Annotated in this window: 16 protein-coding genes; 4 read left to right on the top strand and 12 right to left on the bottom strand. The window is 29.4% G+C overall.

The features are described from left to right. Positions 1-36: 36 nt before the first annotated feature. The 3 genes from Q4586_RS09840 to Q4586_RS09830 all read right to left on the bottom strand — a co-directional run bounded on the left by Q4586_RS09840 (position 37) and on the right by Q4586_RS09830 (position 5995). The gene (locus tag Q4586_RS09840) at positions 37-2058 is read right to left on the bottom strand and encodes a BspA family leucine-rich repeat surface protein (protein ID WP_303528720.1); all 2022 of its coding nucleotides are present in this window, start codon (positions 2056-2058) and stop codon (positions 37-39) included. Positions 2059-2298: 240 nt separating this feature from the next. Continuing rightward, positions 2299-5211 carry a sensor histidine kinase gene (locus Q4586_RS09835; RefSeq protein WP_141677696.1) on the bottom strand — a complete coding sequence of 971 codons (2913 nt, stop codon included), beginning with the start codon at positions 5209-5211 and terminating at the stop codon, positions 2299-2301. A 37-nt stretch (positions 5212-5248) separates the two neighbouring features. Next, positions 5249-5995, bottom strand: coding sequence for a LytR/AlgR family response regulator transcription factor (locus Q4586_RS09830; protein WP_068705259.1), 747 nt, complete (start codon positions 5993-5995; stop codon positions 5249-5251). 817 nt (positions 5996-6812) lie between these two features. Between Q4586_RS09830 and Q4586_RS09825 the strand changes: the two genes are divergently transcribed. Further along, the gene (locus tag Q4586_RS09825; RefSeq protein WP_303528718.1) at positions 6813-7880 is read left to right on the top strand and encodes a hypothetical protein; all 1068 of its coding nucleotides are present in this window, start codon (positions 6813-6815) and stop codon (positions 7878-7880) included. Between the two features lie 346 nt (positions 7881-8226). On the opposite strand, the gene Q4586_RS09820 is transcribed toward Q4586_RS09825, so the two are convergent. The 3 genes from Q4586_RS09820 to Q4586_RS09810 are packed head-to-tail and all read right to left on the bottom strand — an operon-like array spanning position 8227 to position 9701. Continuing rightward, positions 8227-8337 (bottom strand): YegP family protein, encoded by a 111-nt coding sequence (locus Q4586_RS09820; RefSeq protein ID WP_438273386.1) that lies wholly within the window; start codon positions 8335-8337, stop codon positions 8227-8229. Between the two features lie 58 nt (positions 8338-8395). After that, positions 8396-8890, bottom strand: a complete 495-nt coding sequence (locus tag Q4586_RS09815) for a hypothetical protein (RefSeq protein ID WP_303528717.1) — start codon at positions 8888-8890, stop codon at positions 8396-8398. Then, positions 8862-9701, bottom strand: a complete 840-nt coding sequence (locus tag Q4586_RS09810) for an RHS repeat domain-containing protein (RefSeq protein ID WP_303528902.1) — start codon at positions 9699-9701, stop codon at positions 8862-8864. The genes Q4586_RS09815 and Q4586_RS09810 overlap by 29 nt, the downstream gene beginning before the upstream one ends. Before the next feature lie 382 nt (positions 9702-10083). Between Q4586_RS09810 and Q4586_RS09805 the strand changes: the two genes are divergently transcribed. Beyond that, entirely contained in the window at positions 10084-10548 is a 465-nt protein-coding gene (locus Q4586_RS09805) for a mobile mystery protein A (protein WP_303528716.1), read from the top strand. Further along, positions 10539-11138 (top strand): mobile mystery protein B, encoded by a 600-nt coding sequence (locus Q4586_RS09800; protein WP_303528714.1) that lies wholly within the window; start codon positions 10539-10541, stop codon positions 11136-11138. Before Q4586_RS09805 ends, Q4586_RS09800 begins: the two co-directional genes overlap by 10 nt. On the opposite strand, the gene Q4586_RS09795 is transcribed toward Q4586_RS09800, so the two are convergent. The 5 genes from Q4586_RS09795 to Q4586_RS09775 all read right to left on the bottom strand — a co-directional run bounded on the left by Q4586_RS09795 (position 11139) and on the right by Q4586_RS09775 (position 16111). Next, positions 11139-12032: a tyrosine-type recombinase/integrase gene (locus tag Q4586_RS09795; RefSeq protein ID WP_303528712.1), complete on the bottom strand. Its 894-nt coding sequence runs from the start codon at positions 12030-12032 to the stop codon at positions 11139-11141. It abuts the gene before it with no gap. Further along, positions 12025-12966, bottom strand: a complete 942-nt coding sequence (locus Q4586_RS09790) for a tyrosine-type recombinase/integrase (RefSeq protein ID WP_303528711.1) — start codon at positions 12964-12966, stop codon at positions 12025-12027. The genes Q4586_RS09795 and Q4586_RS09790 overlap by 8 nt, the downstream gene beginning before the upstream one ends. 73 nt (positions 12967-13039) lie before the next feature. Next, complete coding sequence (locus Q4586_RS09785; protein ID WP_303528710.1) at positions 13040-14572, bottom strand: MTBMA_p00010-related P-loop-containing protein; 1533 nt, start codon at positions 14570-14572, stop codon at positions 13040-13042. A 92-nt stretch (positions 14573-14664) separates the two neighbouring features. Next, positions 14665-15444, bottom strand: a complete 780-nt coding sequence (locus tag Q4586_RS09780) for a hypothetical protein (protein ID WP_303528708.1) — start codon at positions 15442-15444, stop codon at positions 14665-14667. 91 nt (positions 15445-15535) lie between these two features. After that, positions 15536-16111: a tyrosine-type recombinase/integrase gene (locus Q4586_RS09775; protein ID WP_303528706.1), complete on the bottom strand. Its 576-nt coding sequence runs from the start codon at positions 16109-16111 to the stop codon at positions 15536-15538. Between the two features lie 304 nt (positions 16112-16415). Here Q4586_RS09775 and Q4586_RS09770 point away from each other — a divergent pair, with 304 nt between their 5' ends. Continuing rightward, the gene (locus Q4586_RS09770; RefSeq protein ID WP_303528705.1) at positions 16416-17318 is read left to right on the top strand and encodes a DNA cytosine methyltransferase; all 903 of its coding nucleotides are present in this window, start codon (positions 16416-16418) and stop codon (positions 17316-17318) included. Between the two features lie 408 nt (positions 17319-17726). On the opposite strand, the gene Q4586_RS09765 is transcribed toward Q4586_RS09770, so the two are convergent. Continuing rightward, positions 17727-17910: hypothetical protein (locus tag Q4586_RS09765; protein WP_303528703.1), on the bottom strand; the 184-nt coding region annotated here is incomplete at its 5' end.

Here is a 17910-nt window from a genome sequence, read left to right as displayed (position 1 = left end):
AATACAAGTAGCTATTTTTTTTCTTTAAAGATTAAACTAGAAACAGTTTCCTGTGGTTGGTAATTGTGCAGCTGTTAATGCAGAATTTGCACTAAAACCATTGCAACTTGTTACATTAGCTGTATTCCAATTAGATAAATCTTGGCTAAAAGAACCTGCATTATTAAACATGGCTTGCATAGTAGTAGCATTACTTACATTCCAACCACTAATATTTTGATTAAAATCGGCTGCTCCAGCAAATAGCCCCTCCATCACTTTTACATTACTTACATCCCAATTACTAATATCTTGATTAAAAGCAGTATTCTGAAACATATACCTCATAGTTCTTACTCTACTTACATTCCAATTGCTAATATTGCCGTTAAAAGAAGTTGCACTTCTAAACATCCCCGACATATTATTAACATTACTTACATCCCAATTGTTTAGGTTTTGATCAAAGGCTGATGCGCCAAGAAACATACTAGTCATATTTACACTCCCACTTACATCCCAAGTACTAATATCACTATTAAAAACAATTGCATTTGTAAACATGAATGCCATGTTACTTACATTACTTACATCCCAACTACTAATATGACCTATAAATGATTTAGCATCGTTAAACATACTAAACATATTAGTGATAGTACTTACATCCCAATTATTTAAATTTGCGTTAAATGACCTTGCTCTTTTAAATGTATTTGACATATCTGTTACTAAAGATAAATCTGGAGCATCAGTAGCTGTATAGGTAAGTTGTGTACAACCATAAAAAGCACCGTTCATAGATTTCCACTTAATATCTCCCCATTGTTTTATGGTTTGTATTTTATCAGTATCACCTGTATTATTAAAGTAAATAGCAGGAAAATTCCCTGTAATTTTCACTTCATAAATACCTGCGGTAACGTAAGTATGTGTAGCATTAGCTGTTTGATTGGTACTAGTACTACCATCACCCCAATTTACAGTATAATTATAAGTTAAGCTGTTATTGGTAGGAATTGTTATGCTTTCGTTTGCAGTAGTGGTTTTCCAAGTTGTAATAAATCCATTAGTAGTTGGTTCTACAACATCGGTAACATTAATAGTGATATCTTCTGTTAAAGAAAGAGAACCATCGGAAATCTGTATGGTAATATTATGGCTAGTAGCTGTTTCGTAATCTAGGCTTTTTCCAGGTGCTAAGCTTATTTCTCCATCAACGTTAATCTCAAATAAATTATTTGGGTTATTACTTAAAGAATAGGTAATAACATCTCCTTCAGGGTCTGTTGCTACAATGGTACCAATAACAAAAGTATCAGTAATATCTTCTGCAGGATCATTTATTACACTACTGTCTCTAATTTGTGGTGGTTCATTTACATTAGTTACATTTATAGTAATATCCGCAGATGCTGTTAATACACCATCAGAAACTTCTACCGTAATGATGTAAGATGTTTCATTTTCATAATCAAGAAAACGATTTGTAGATAAACGCAGCTCTCCAGAGTTGTTTTGTAAAAACTCAAATATTGGTAGTGATGTATCGCCGTTTTGAAATGCATTTTGTGTAATAGTGTATGTTAAAGTATTATTATTGGCATCCGTGGCTACAATATTTGCTACTTCTGTAGCGGTATCTATGTTTTCATCTACATCAAAACCTTGTGCTACAATTTCAGGTGCAACGTTCTCATCTACATCAATAACATTTATAGTTATTATTGCCGATGCTGTTAATTTTCCATCTGATACTTCAATAGTAATTGTATGTTTTTTAGCTGTTTCATAATCTAAAGACATTCCTGCTGCAAGGTTTAAATTTCCGTTATCAAAAATTTTAAATAGATTATTACTATTAGTTTTAATATTATAACTAAGTTTATCATCTTCAAGATCAGTAGCAATTACTTTTCCTATAATATTATTAGGTCCTAAATCTTCAGAGAAATTAAAAGTTTGTGCTTTTATTTCTGGGGCTGTGTTTATAAGTATATTGTCTTCCTTATCACAACTAACGAAGGCTAATACTGTACATATTATAAATAATACTGATGCTTTAAATACTTTTTTCATCCTTTTATTTTTATAGGTTTTTTAATTTAAAGACAACAATACTTCATTTACTAGTTTTTATAATAAACAACTTTGTGAATGGTAAATTGAGTTTGTAAAGGGTAAGTTTTTCATAAAGGAATTAATAGTAAGTTGTACTATAAAAGTTAAAAAAAAATGACGATGAGTGAAAAACTAGAAATCAAAAGTTTTTAATCATTACCAAAAAAAATGAGTGAAGTTATTGAAATTTGATATTAGTTAAAATCTGTTTTTAAAAGGCATTATTACTACTACTTTTGTTCCTGATGCAGCTCCATCAAGGTATAAATCCTCAATACTATACCCAATATTTTGATTGTATTGTTTTTTAAAAATTTCTAAACGTTTTTCAATAGCTCCTAAAGCAAATGATTCATGATGATTTCCTTGGCGTTCACCTATTTCTTTAGCCTTAACTCTTCCTATGCCATTATCTGTAATAATACATTGTAATTTGTTTTGGGTAAAACTAAACTTAATATTAAGCTCTTTTTTACCAGGTTTATGTAATAAACCGTGTACTAACGCATTTTCTATAAAGGGCTGTATTAATAAGGAGGGTACTTCTAAATCATTATTTTCATTATAACTAATGCGATAGTTAAATTCTTTTCCAAACCGCAGTTTTTCTAATTGTAAATACACGTTCAAAAATTGTAATTCTTTATTTATTGAAATAAAATCTTGGTTAGAATAACTTAAGGCATTACGTATTAACTCTGCAAATAAAACAATAGAATCATAAGTAGCATCTGTATCTTGTTTTAATACTAGATCTTGTATCGAGTTTAAGGCATTAAATATAAAATGTGGATTCATTTGTGAACGCAAAGCTGTTAGATTAATCGCGATGAGTTCTTTTTCTAAGTTTATTTTTTCTAATTGTATAAGGCGTTCTTTTTCTTTTCTATTTAATTTTATTTTATAATATAGTATTATACTTCCTAGAAGTAAAAAAGATATGATTGTCCTAAACCACCATGTTGTCCAGAAAGCTTTTTTTATAGTAAATTTTAACTCTTTTATTTTATACCCTTTTTGGCTACTATTTAAATAAGGTTGTACTTGAAATATGTAATTTCCTGATGGTAAACTGTTATATTTTACTGTACTTACTCCTGCTTCTGTAAGAATCCAATTATTATTTATTCCTTTTAATCGATATTTATATTTTCCATTTTTATCAAATGAAAACCCTGTAACATTGAACCCTATTTTTATCGTATTTTGAGTATGGTTTAAAACATATTCTGGTTTTATCAATGTATCTTTTTCATTAATTTGAAATGTATTAAAGTAAACTTTTGGATTGTATTTTTTAAAAGTTTTCTTCTTGTTTATAGAAAATAAACCTTCATTAGAAGAGAAAAACACTTTATTATTAATAAACTCTATACCAGAGATGTCGTAAGAGGGAATACCTTCTTTTTTTGTAAGCTTTTTAAACTGTAAACTAGTTGTGTTAAACTTTTGAATGCTATTATCTGTAGCAATCCATAAAGTATTTTTATCAGCTTTAATTTTTTCAATATTGTTTGAGGTTAATCCACTTTTAGTAGTGTAATGATTAACTACGGAATTGTTTTTTATAGCAAAAATACCATCTTTAAAAGTACCAACCCAAATAACATCATTAGTTGTTTTTGTTATTGATTTGGTATAAATAAATTTGTTGTTATATTGAATACTTTTGGCATTCCAAGTACTATCATACACCATTAAACCGTCTACATATGAAATATACACCTCTTTCTTTTTTTCATTGTAATAAGATGTATACGTTCTTTTACCCCTAGATATTGTTTTTACTTTACCACGAAAAAAATCCTTTTTAAGCATAATATTTGATTTTTTAAGTAGAGTAGCAGTGTTAGAGCTTGCACCTAATATATTATCATTTACTATAGAGAAACTTTTAACAGATTGATATGTATCTGTTTTAATATATTGATTCTTTTTATAATCAAGCACATAAGAAGTAATATCTTTACTAACTAAAATAATATTATTTGATAGGCATTTAATAGCAGATACTCTATCATTAGTTGGTAGTTTTATAATTTTTGATTTGTAGTTGTTTGTGTTATAAAAACCTAAATTTCCATTTCTAAGTCCAAAAACTAATGTGCTATCATTTAGTTTATCTAAGCTACTAATATTTTTATTTAATATATTACTAGTTTCAATATTAATATTAGGAATAAGATATATTCCATTATTTAATGTTGATAACCAGTAATTATTATCCTTGTCTTTTAATATTTTAGTTACATTTTTATCTTTTAAAAAATGTTTTTTTAATTGAAAGCAGTTTTTAACATATTCATATACCCAAACACCTTTATTAGTACCAAACCATACTTCTTTATTGTTTTCAAAAATAGTATGCGTTCCATATTTATTAATATCTTCAAAACCATTGATAATTTTTATATTCTTTTTTAATGTATTTATTTTAAAAAAAATATTATCAAAACCATTTTCTTGCATTAAAAATAAATCTGTACCACACTTAAAACTAATTGATTTGGTTGGAGGAATTGGTTTTACTTTTTTATTTTTAACCAATAGCTTTCTAGCTAAAAAACTTTTAACTTTATTATTTGCGGTTACCCTAGATATTGAATCAATAGTTTGATAGTAAATAGCATCATTATAACTAAAAGTACCTCCTATATAAGTTTTAGCTTTTATAACAGTTTTTATTTTTTTTGTAATTAAATTAATTTGATAAATATCTGATCTTGTAAATACCCATAAATAGTTTTTTTTAACAAAAAACTTTGCGAGAACTCCTTTTAGCTGCTTATTTAAATCAATAAATAAAGTTAATTTATCTCCTTCGACATAAAAGAATTGTCCAGATATATTATTACACCAAATACGTTTTCTTGGGTCTTGTTGAACACCAAATACTGAGAGTCCCCGTTGTTCTATGTTATTATATTTTTTATACTCTTTGCCAGTGTATTTAAAAAAACCTTTGTCTGCACACAGCCAAATAAAACCTTTATCATCTTCAAAAATATCATAAAATTCTTTATCAGGTAATCCTTCTTTTTCCGTGAGGTGTATTGTTATAGGTTCTTGAGCAAAAACTATAAATGAAACAAAAAAAAGTATACTTAACACAAGCTTTTTTTTAGGCTTATATATATTTTTTGAAATGTTATTTAATTGTTTCTTCAAAATTATTTATTCTATTTCTTGAAATTTTTGCTTTAAGAGTAGTGTGAGTTAAAGTTACAACTAAATCTGTTTTATTTAAGAATTTTACAAAATTTAAGTTAATAATCCATCCTCTATGAGAACGAAAAAAAGAAGGTTCTTTTGAAAGAATTCCTTCAAAATATTTAAGGTTTTTACTTGTAGTAATTTTTTTGTTTTCTTTTAAGTGTATAACACTATATGCACCACTTGCCTCTATAGAAACAATATTTTTTAAATCAATAATATGCCTATTTCCTAATTCAGGAATTACTATTTTTTTATAATTTTTATCTTTTATCGTTTTTAATAATGACTGATAGTCTATTAATTGATTTTTATGTTCTAATTTTTGTTCTAGTTTTTCAAGAGCTATATTTAACTTATTTCTATCAATTGGTTTAACTAGGTAATCAATAGCATTTAGTTCAAATGCTTTTATGGCATATTGATCGTAAGCAGTTACAAAAATAATTTCGAAGTTTATTTCATCAAAAAAATTTGCTATTTCATAACCTGCATAATTTGGCATTTGAACATCCAAAAATATTACATTGGGTTTTAATATTTTAATTTGCTTAACACCTTGTTCTAAATTATTACAAGTATTGAGAATGTTGATTTTAGAAGAAGATCTTTCTAATAAATTGGTCAGTACATTTCTTGCACTTTCTTCATCATCAATTAGTATTGCTTTAATTTGTGTCATATAAACAAAGATACTAATAGAGTTTTTATTTACTACAATAGACTTTATGAAGATAAAATTGACTTTGCGAGATTAAATAAGATTATTATCTCATATTAATTTTTAATAAAAAAACAAAGTGCCAATGAAAAGAAATAATAATTACTTTCCGATACAGAAAGTGAAAATCCTTGTAAATACTGATTTTACAGATAGGAGAGGTGGAGTAAAGGAGGAAGATTTTAGTTTCTTTTACTTGATTTTTAAGAATCAATTAATTTTATTATCACATTATTTATATTAAAGTATCACTGTTAATTCCTTTTAAAATTTATATTTTTTATTTATCGACATCATATTAATTATTTTTTCTTTACTCCATTCTATTCATTTTTATTTCCTGTATTTAAAGAATTAAATTGAAAGGCGTATTTTCAAAACCCCTTTATTATTATATTTTGACTATAGTGTCATAATCTTCATGTATTTTATTGCTAAAAATAAACACTTTATAAACTATACTAATTAATCATTTTAATCACTGCATTTTATTAGTTAGTAAACAATAATTTAATTTCAATTAAATATTTTCGCAGGCTGAAAAAGCTATGAGAAAATGTATAAACGAAGTTATCATCCATTGGTGATTATATTATATACTAGTGGAATGCTGGATGATAAGCAAATTGCTCAAATACCCAAAACTACTCGGTATAATTGAAAGCATTTTGCACATGAAAACTATTACGGAAATGATTGGACTACCAATTACATAGAACAATTTGATGAGATTAAAGATGTATTTGCCTCTAAGTTCTTGTTTAAATCCTTGCGATTTTTGACAGAGACCAGAAAAGGCTATTTGCATATGTTGGGCGAGTTAGCTCATAACAAAAAACTATTGAAGCTACACGCTTCTAAAATTGTTAGTTCTATCGAACACCTAGCTTCCCTTTCTAAAGTATCTGTAATTACTGCTTGTAGATATTATGGCGTTTCTAAAGATTGGTATTATAGAGAGAAAAGAAAACTGATTTGTAATTTAAGTCCATTTCAGAAATGCTACAAACAACATCCAAGCCAGCTAACAGTTAATGAAGTCGTAGCTATTGAAAACTTGGTAACAGATACCAATAACTTCGGGAAGTCTAAAACCACCTTGTATTATCATGCGCTTGTTAATAATTTAGTGACTTGTGGTAAATCTACTTTTTTTAAATATGCTGCTGCTTTAGGCTATAAAAAACCTAAACGTTTTAAACAGCCGATTAAAAAAGGTTTTAGAGCTACCAGAATTTTTGAGTGGTTGCATGTGGATATTACCAATGTATCTACTATAGAGAGTGGTGTTCAAAAAGTAGCTTTCGTAAAAGATAACTTTTCGAAAGCCATTTTACATTATAGTTCTACCAATGGAAAAGCTGGAAGCAATTTTATTAAAAATCTATTCCTAGAAACGTTCGATAGGTATAACCTCTTAAATAAAACAAATCCTATTAATATTTTATCGGATGGAGGAAGTGAAAATAAAGGAGAGCTCTTAACTTGGATTCAGAATATACAAGCACCTCCAATAGTAACCAAGATTATCGCACAAACCAAAGACTTTCCTTTTTCTAATTCGATGTCAGAAAGCACACATAGCATTTATAAAACAGAATTCATGCGTGGAAAATATTCTTTAAATACAGAAACACACCTTCAAGATTTAGAACGATTTGTTGCCTATTATAATCATGAAAGATACCCTACAGAATTATATGGTTATACCACTATGGAAATTATAGAAGGGAAAATTCCTGATAAAGATAGATTTAAAAAACAAATTTTATTAGCACGAAAAAATAGAGTAGAAGCTAATCAACAATTTAACGATTGTAGCTCCGCTATATCTTGTAATACGTAAAAAATAGGCATTACCAATGAAACATAGTTAAATGATGTAATCTGCTAGTTGATTAACAGATTGCTTCTTTCGTTCCTCAATCGCAATGACGTTTTGTATTAAAAAAAAAGGATATCCATTTTTGAATATCCTTTTTCATAACTATGATTAATACATTTTTACTAAACCCATATTATTGCTAATAATTCCAATATTGGAACCGTTTTGTCGTGGTTTAAAATAGAGAGTGCCTTGTAGTAATTATTACGAAAGTAAAAGTGAATATTAAGCTTTACCTATAGTGTTATAAAACAAAAAGATGAACCTAAGTCCATCTTCTTGCATATTCTAATTATTTAATTTTCTACTAAGAATTATCTTCTACAGTAGCATTTGGTGCATTCTTTTTAACAGAAGCTATACCATTTTCCATCGCATCATTACTTGAATACATTTCACTGGTTCCAATAAAACTCAATCGTAATCATTTACATAGCATTGTTGTAGTTTTAAATAGATGTGTTGTTCTAGTAAAACTATTTACTTATAATAATTACATCATGTAATCTACCTGTTTTTGATTTTCCATATTTACTATTAATATTCATATCTATATTAATACTATTACGATTACTTCTTAATTTTGTTTTATATTTAAATCCTCCATTTTTTTGTTTCAAAGAAACAGGATTAATGATATCTCCTTCTTTATTGATACTATCGAATTTAGTAAAAAAAGTTTGATTTGAATTAAATCCAACAACTAATAACTCTATCTCTAATTCTGAATTTAATTTATTAGTATTCTTTTTGCTATAAATATCTCTAAATGCAATACTATCAAATATATATTTACCCTCTAATTCTTTAAGGATATTCTTTAAAGAATCGTTTTCATTTTCTAAAAAATTAATCCTTTTACTTTTCTCTTTTGTATTACAAGATATCGCTATAAAAGAAAACAAGGCAAAAAAGATTATTTTTATAACAGTGTTTTTCATGTTAGTAGTTTCCATTATTAAGTTTTTCATGTTGCGAATTTACAAGTTTTTTAGCCTTTTTTATAAATTTTCTTACTACAGGTTTCGATGCTGTTATAGTGGAATCTTTAACATCACTCAGCATTAAACCTCCAGGAGTACTTGGATTAAAGTCTTTAATTCCATTTGGATATTTTACAGTAGCAGTAGTGTCTGATTCTGACAAGTTACTTTCCATTGATGTAGCTCCCTTTGCTATTTTTTTTGTATCCTTAGTTCCATTTTTAAATGCCTTAAACACATTTTTAGCACTTAATTTACTCAATTTTTTGGTTCCTTTAAATTTCCCCCCAAAAGATTTGGCTCCAATTACAACATCTGCATCAATTGTTGTTACATTAGTACCTCCTTTTTTCTGACCTTGATTTGTTCCATTTTCAGCTATAAAGTTTATTCCACCATCACCATCTCTGAAAAAACCACCTATATTTTTTTTAGCTGAACCTACAATAGCCTTAGCAGAATTTACTACAGATGAACTAACATTTGAAACAAAATTACTAACTCTTCTACCAACTTCTCTTCTAACGGCAGATTTAGCTCTAGTAACTTGATTTTTTAACCAATCACCAGGACCTCCTGAAGGCATCATTCCATCATAATCTTGAAAATAAACAGGATTATCAAAACCAAAATTATAAGGAGAATGTCTACGCATCTTTTCTGCTAACGGGTCTAAATTCATCCATCTACCTAATGCTGGGTCATAATTCCTAGCAGATACATCATACCAATCAAGGTTTAATTCGTCTTGATATTCTTTACCTCCAAAACCAAATTTCTGAGCAACACCATTTCCAATAGGCTGCGTAACTGTATTATACCCTTTATGTTTAAGTCCAAATGAGTACTATACCGCTAACAAAAAAGGCTGTATAGTACTTTTTATTTTTTACTAGCTATCTATTTCAATGAACTTTAATTCTAATACTAAATTAGCTTTTTAACATTAAATAGCCTAGTCTTTCCTATTGTTTCTACAATGAAATACGTGTTTTATTTTCAGCTTAAAAACTGAAAATAAAAATAATTATTCAGCTTATATGTTGATATAATATAGAATAATTCAGTTTTTATATTTAAATTTGCATTTAAATATCAGCTTGTAAGCTGAAAATAAAATAATTTATTCAGTATATATGTTGAATATTTTAATTTAAACATTAAAGATAAATAGGTTTATTATGATGAATCCTAAACAAAAATTATTAGTAGAGCAACTTGATGATAAGCTAGAAGTATTTAAGCCAATATTAAAAACAGTAGTACCAGATAAAGGGTGGTTGCACGTTATTAGAAAAACATATAAAATGTCACTACGTCAATTATCTGAAAAGTTAAATATCAAACATCAATCTGTTGAGGGTTTAGAAAAGCGAGAAAAAGATGGTAGTATTACATTAAAAAGTTTGGAAGAAGTTGGAAAAGCATTAAACATGAAGTTGGTTTACGGATTTGTACCAATGGATGGTTCTATTGAAAAATCTATTGAAAAACGTGCTAGAGAATTAGCATTAGAGATTGTTAAAACAACTTCAAATACAATGGCACTGGAAGACCAAGAGAATTCAAATAAACGCTTAAAGAAGGCTGTTGATGAGAAAACAAATGAATTACTTTACGAAATGCCAAGATACTTATGGGATTAAAATTAGTATATGATGATGGACAAACACCTCTTGAGCAAGAGGAAATGGATGGTTTAAAAATTTCTTCGATAACTACTAGAGGTGATTTAGATGAATTCGAACAATTAAACATTCAAAAAGCAGTAGAATTTTATTTATTACGTAGACGATTTAAAGCAGATAAAATATTGAGTGAAGATTTTATCTATAATGTTCATAAGAAGATGTTGAGTGATGTTTGGTCTTGGGCTGGTGAAATTAGAACTAGTGAAAAAACAATAGGAATTCAACGCTATAAGATTGGTGTAGAGCTAAGACAACTTTTAGATGATTGTCGTTTTTGGATAGCAAACAATACTTTTTCAGATGAAGAAATAAGTGTTCGTTTCAAGCATAAATTAGTAGCAATACATATTTTTCCAAATGGTAACGGAAGACATTCACGTTTAATGGGGGATATAATGATGAAGCATGTTTTCAAGAAAGCTATTTTTACTTGGGGTCAAAATAGCTTAGTTAGTAAAAGTGAAACACGTAGCACATATATAAAAGCTTTGAAAAAAGCTGATGTTGGTGAATTTGATGATTTGGTGAATTTTGCCCAATCTTAATTAACTCATCGGATGAAAACTTTCAATAGCTTCATGCATTGCGGTATAATCGTTTCTTAGATAGTATTCAGTAGAAGAAATACACTTATGCCCAGCCATATATTGAGTTCTTCTTAAATCATACTTTTTTAACCAATTGGTAATCACAGATGCTCTAATTTGTTTGGTATTGGTTACTCTAAAATTCATCTTCTTCAATTCTTTAAACACTGGATTAATAATGCTGCTAATTCTATCTGAATTCATAGGGAATAAAGCGTTTGTATACGAATTTATCTTTTTTTGAAGTGTTGCTCTATGAGTTTGAGTATATTGAATCAAAGGCATTATTTGACTTGAGTTTAAATCCAATGTTCTTGCATTACTTCTTCTGCTCCCTGGGATATATATCTTTCCTATGCTGAGGTTGATATTATCTTTTTTAAGTATTCTAATACTTCTTGCATCTAATCCTTGAAAAACTGCTAAACCAGTCAATACTTTATTACGCATTGCTACCGATGGGCACTTTGGTGATTTAATATTTTCCGTTTGGTAACTGAAATATAATTCTTCTAATTCTATTGGAGATAATAAATCATGCTCAAAAGAACGTTCAATTCCTTTTATATTGGTGTTTTCAAGCGGATTGAAATGACGCTGTTCATCAAAAACTAAATATTTAAAATATAATTTTACGATGCCAACTCTATGATTTAATGATTTCTGAGTAATCTTGTTTTTTCTATTTTGAATATACTTTACATAGTCTAAACATTGCTTGTAATCTAAGGTACAAGCCTCATAACCTCTCTTATTACACCAAGATAAAAACTTAGTGATATTGCCATCATAACAACGTATTGTGCTTTCTGAATAAGCATGTATTTCTAAGTATTCTTTAAAGTTATTCATCTTCTTTAAGCTTATCTAATAAGTGAACATATATTTGTGTACTCTCAAGGCTAGAATGACCTAATAACCTACTAATATCTTCTAGTTTCATTCCTTTTTCTAGTAGATGAGTTGCTAAACAATGACGTAAGGTATGCAAGGTTATTTTCTTACTCATTATGATTTCGTCTTCTGTTGCTTCAATGATTTTATGTAGTCTATCACTAAAGGTTTTACCGAGCATCCTTCCTCCAAATTTATTTAAGAATAAAGAGTCTGATGTTTTTGTATCTTTATTGAATTGTGGTCTTGCATCGTAGATATACTCTTCTAATATCTTCAAGCTAAAATCATTCAATGGAATAAAACGAGATTTATAGTTTTTCCCTTTGGCAACAAACAATTCTCTTTTATCAAAATTCACATGATTAATATTTATGTGAATTGCTTCATTTCTTCGTAATCCACAAGCATATAAAACTACCAATATTGCTTTATCTCGTAATTGATATTTCTTTGAAATGTGTGACCAGTCACAAGCATTAAATAATTGTCTTACTTGGTCTTGACTTAATAAATCACGAACATTAATCGTTGCTGCTTTTTCAGTCCTTAAGTGAACTCCAAAATTATATTTAGCTCCATGTTCTTTTAAATATTTTAAGAATAGCTTTAACGCTTGTTGGTGTTTGTTTAATGCTCTATTTCCTAAAGCTCCACCACGTCTTGTGTTCTTTCGAATTGATAGGTGAGTATGGTAGTATTCAGAAACTAATTTTGTGGTAATAAATCCGATACCTTCATGTCCTTTTGATTCTAAATAACAAAAGAATTCTTTTAAATGATTTGGTAAAGTACTGCTTGTGCTTTCAGCGTATCCTAAGGTTGTCAACCATCCTTGGAAAGAATGTACTAAGACAATAAATGACTGATTATAAAGTGTTAATGATTTCATAGCTTCCTTTTGTTTTGTGTTTAATGACGAATTGAGTACAACCTCTTTGTTTCTAACTGATTAGCCTCGTCATTTACGAGTGACGAACCTCTGACGAGGTGACGAGCTTTTCAATACATAGTTCCAATGCTTTTTCTATTGAGGTTTCTAAATCTTTGAATTCATCTGTATAAACCAATTCATAACTTGTTGAAACACCTTTGATGTCTGTTCTCTTTTGGATAAACCCTTCTTCTGATAATGAATTTCGATAACGTCTATGTGTTGGCTCCTTCAATCTAAAAGTTCTTCTAATTTCTTGATTTGAAAACGTCTTTTTATTATTTGCTTTTAGATACATTACTAACTCTTCAAGGTGATTTCTAGTTGCAGTATTGAGGTTATCTGATTTTCTTAATAAAACCTCTTTTATTAAATCATTCGCTAGTTTAATGTCACTTAAAGTGGTTTCAATATAATCTTCACCCGTTTGTTCATCTGTTAATTTTTCACGTTGATATTGATGATAGAATGTAATCACCTCTATAAGCTGCAAATAATGAATATTCGTACGTCTAGGCTTGAATACTGATTTAGGTAGCTCTAAGTATTCTGCATAGGGATTAACTACTTTAATTGGCTCTAAAATACATTGCACATTGCGTAATGACTTAGCACATCTTAATTGCTGGTCAACATCAATTTTACCCGCATACTGCATGCGCTGATATGTCATGATACGTTCGTCTTGTTCCTTACTTTCATCTATGTATAATAAGAAAGAACGATTTGAATTATCTTCGTAAATACTTTCTTGAGTGGTGCATCCAGCTACGCATACGGGACCTTCAACAACTCTATTTGTTGTCTTACCAACACCTCCAATTGTTTTATTTACAATAGACTTGGTGATACGTTTTTTCGTCTGTAATTCTCTTAAAGGAAGTAATCCTTCTTTCGCTCCATCCATGTCCTCAATCACCAATAATTTATTACGTAATTCATATTGATTGAAGTAAAAGAATGCATTGGGTGATAGCATCGTGAATTCTACTTTATCTTCATTTGGGATTAACTCAGCAACCTTTGATTGTAGGTGAGTTTTACCAACACCAGAATTCCTAAAGCTTATACAGTGCAATGGATTTGAAGTCTTTCTGCTAGTGAATATGAGATACATTAATAAACGGTTATTCTCTTCACCCACAATTCCAGAGGCTCCAATTAATTTATTAGTCGTTATTAGTAAATCTTTAGAAGCTAATAGTTCCTTTGCCTCATTGTATTCTGATTCATCTAATTCATATTCTATTGCATCTTCTTCATTTTCTTGTTCGATATTATCCAACCGATATAACTCTAATGTATCTATCAGTTGAGATATCATTTTTCTAACAGCTATGATACCTACTTCCAATTCTTCTGCTATTTTTCTCATTAGTTTTTCAACTTGAGAGCCATTATATAAATCAACACTATCTCTTCTTGAGAAGGTTGAACCTTCTTTAGTTATCTTAAGGGTTACTCGTAAACTTCCTAAATTCAAATCGTTCAATCCTCCAAGAATGTTTACTACTAGATTTTCACTTTTAAAAATGTAATTGTTTTTGTTTTCTGTGTTTAACATTGCTTTTTGGATTTTAATTATTCTTAATTTTTGGACATAGGTATCCACCTTCAGATTTCACTCTAAATTATAATTAACTGTTTTTTAAGTTTTTATGATATTGGTGAGAAGCTATCTTTTAAAGCTACCCAATGGTCAAACATAGTCTCTTTCATAAAACTCTTAAGTTTGTCAGTATTCTCTAATAATTCTATATTCAAATTTGAACTTTCTGAGAAACCTTGAAAATCATAGACTATTGTATCAAATGGCTCAACTTCTAATAACTTGATAGTATCTTTTAAAGTTCTATGCCCCATAAATTTTGATATTGAAATAAATGCTTTTTTTGAATAAGAATACTTTGCTAACAGTTTCAATGCAAATGCAATTTGAAAAGCATTTGATTTTAATGGTTTCAAATGGAACTCTTTACCCGTTTTCTCTTCTATCTCCTTTAAAAATTGTTTGCTAAATTTTTGCAGTTCACGATTTAACGTTGAAGTACTTAATGGTTTACCCGTTTTGTAATTTGTACAGATTACATCATCTGTATAATTCAAGTCAACGATGTTTTCTGCTAACTCAATATATTTACGAGCCAAACCATCAATAAATCTAGTTTCCACGTCATCTTCTTTAGCTTCACATTGAGCATCTGGAAAAAGAATATACTTAAAATCATGGTCTTCAAAATCATACACATCATCCCAAGTTATTTTGAGTTGAATAGCTGTCTTATAGCCCCATTGTGGTCCCGTAATACATAACAAAGCATGTCCTATTTCTCCTTTTTCAAAGAGCCATATTCCTAATAGTGTCAGTAATTCACTACTCCAATGTGCTTTATATTGTTCTTTAGTTTCACTCATGGTGTTTTGTTGTTTTTTCATAAATACATTGCAAATATAACACTTTATTTCGATTAAACAAGCTTTTTTCAGTTTATTTATGCAATTACAACATTATTTATTATTACTAATGTTACAAACTCAAGTATAAGTTGCTGATTTCTTGCTCTCTAATCCCTAAATAGATTTTCGTAGTCTGAATACTAGAGTGATTAAATAATTGAGATAGTAGTATGAGTGCTTGCTCTGAATAATTATTCTTGGTCCATACTTGACGACCTAATGACTTACGCATAAAGTGACTTGAGTATTGTCCTTTTATATTGTACTGCTTAAATATTTCTTTCAACTTAGTATTTACATGTTGAACACTGATTGGTTTCTTACCAAAACGATTTACAAAGATATATTGCTCCATACTTGGATTTAATTCAGTGTAAATGCGTTCAATAATCGTTGCTAGTTCAGTGTTGATAGTTACTTTACGTTCTTTTTTCGTTTTCTTTTCAATTAATTCACAATACTCCTTATATAATAGGTCTGACCATTTTAATTGTAATAAGTCTGAAATACGTAATCCTAAGTAACATCCACATGAAATTAATAATGCGAACTTGAAATCTCCATCACGTTCTAATTTCAATACTAATGTTTTCATTTTATCCCATTCTAAAAAATCCGATGTTGTCTTTTGTCCTTTTAATGCCATAATATTTATTTTATGTTTCACTTTTGGTGATTTATAGACCTTGTGAAACTTGATTTAACTTCAACTTATTTAAAACCTCTTGAAAGTACTGATTTCACTAGGTTTTTCTTTTCTTCCTTCACTTCTTTATAAAAGTGAAGGATACTCGACAAGGATACAAGGAAAAACATTCCCGTGCCAGCATTTTATATTTTTTTATTCGAGGAACCTCCCGCCCTTATTGGGATTCCTATTTTTAAAACTCCTAAAGTACCCAATCAAGGACTTTTACTGATTCCGCAACTATTTATAGATAAAACAATCTATGAATACGAAAAACGGAATCAATGTATTGTCATTATTTGACGGTATCAGTATTACACAATTAGCTCTAAAACAACTAAACATTCCAATAAATACCTATTACGCTTCGGAAATTGACAAGAATCCTATCAAAGTAACTCAGCATCATTTTCCAGGGACAATCCAACTCGGTGATGTTCGAAATATTGATACTTCAAAATTACCTCCAATCGATGTAATGACATTTGGTAGTCCATGCCAAGACTTATGCTCTTTGCGTAAAAATCGTACGGGATTAGCTGGTGAGAAATCTAGCTTATTCTATGAAGCATTACGTGTCCTTCAAGAAGTAAAACCTAAATATTTCTTAATGGAAAATGTTGGGAGCATGCCCAAACATGACCGAAAAATAATTAGTGATTTACTCGGAGTTGAGCCGATTCAAATAAACAGTTCATTGGTTGGTCCAGCTTTACGTAATCGCTTGTATTGGACGAATATTCCGAATGTAGCTATTCCAACGGATAACAAAATTATATTGAAGAGCAGCGTTGAAAATAGCTGGGTAGATAAACGTAAATCCAATGCGATACTGACTAAGAATGTTCCATACACTCGTAATGGGCTCATACGTTATTTAACACGTTCCATCGGGCAAATAGTGTTCTTAGATAAATCTTTTTGCTACGAACCGAAAGAGCGAAAGTTGGAATTAATTGAATCTTTGACGGATGATGAAGTGAAGCAACTCTTTAGACCGTTTACCACGTTAGAATTGGAACGTATGCAAACCTTACCCGATAATTATGTTGGTGAGATACTGAAGAAAACACCGAGTCATCACGTCATTGGTAATAGTTTCACCTTGGAAGTTATCAAGCACATACTATCACACGCAGATTTTAATACGGCAACGGATGAGTAAACAAAACAAGCTACAAGACCTTACCAATAGGATGCAGTTAAAGAACTTGGAGTTGAACCAAGCACAGTCTGAAAATAGTAAGAAACTGCTTAGAAACGAAATCTTGATACTTCAAAATCAGATGGCATTGGAACGCATACGGTTAAAGATTATTGGGCTACGGGATAGCAGACCTTCTTAAAAATTCTTGAAATTTTTCACAAAAATTTTTACGAAGCAATGCGAACTGTGTTTTTTCGCTTCGCTAATTGATATAAGTAAGAGAGGTCACAGCATCTAAAAATCTTTGCGAACATTAGGGGGAGGGAGGCTCTTTCGAGAATCTTTAAAACTGGTTGGTAGTTTGTTTACACATTGATGTGGAATAGCTTCTCAGAGTGTCACACGCTGTTTTTGGTTGAGAGTTCCTCAGTAAATACGTGCTAATCCAATAAGTACGGGTTCAGTTATTTTCCTTGATGTTTTTAATACGCTTCGCTTATTGGATGTTATTAGATTCTTAAGGATTTCGCACGCCTCTTTTTTTAATATTCGTTTTGGAGTGTGGTGGAATTTAAATGGAACCACCTCCATAAATGAAGATGTTATATTA

Origin of the sequence: Tenacibaculum soleae, from assembly GCF_030549005.1 — a bacterium.
In the GTDB taxonomy this organism is placed as follows: Bacteria; Bacteroidota; Bacteroidia; order Flavobacteriales; family Flavobacteriaceae; genus Polaribacter; species Polaribacter soleae.
The sequence above is the reverse complement of the archived record's forward strand: the minus strand, read 5'-3'. Positions and strand labels throughout refer to the sequence as shown.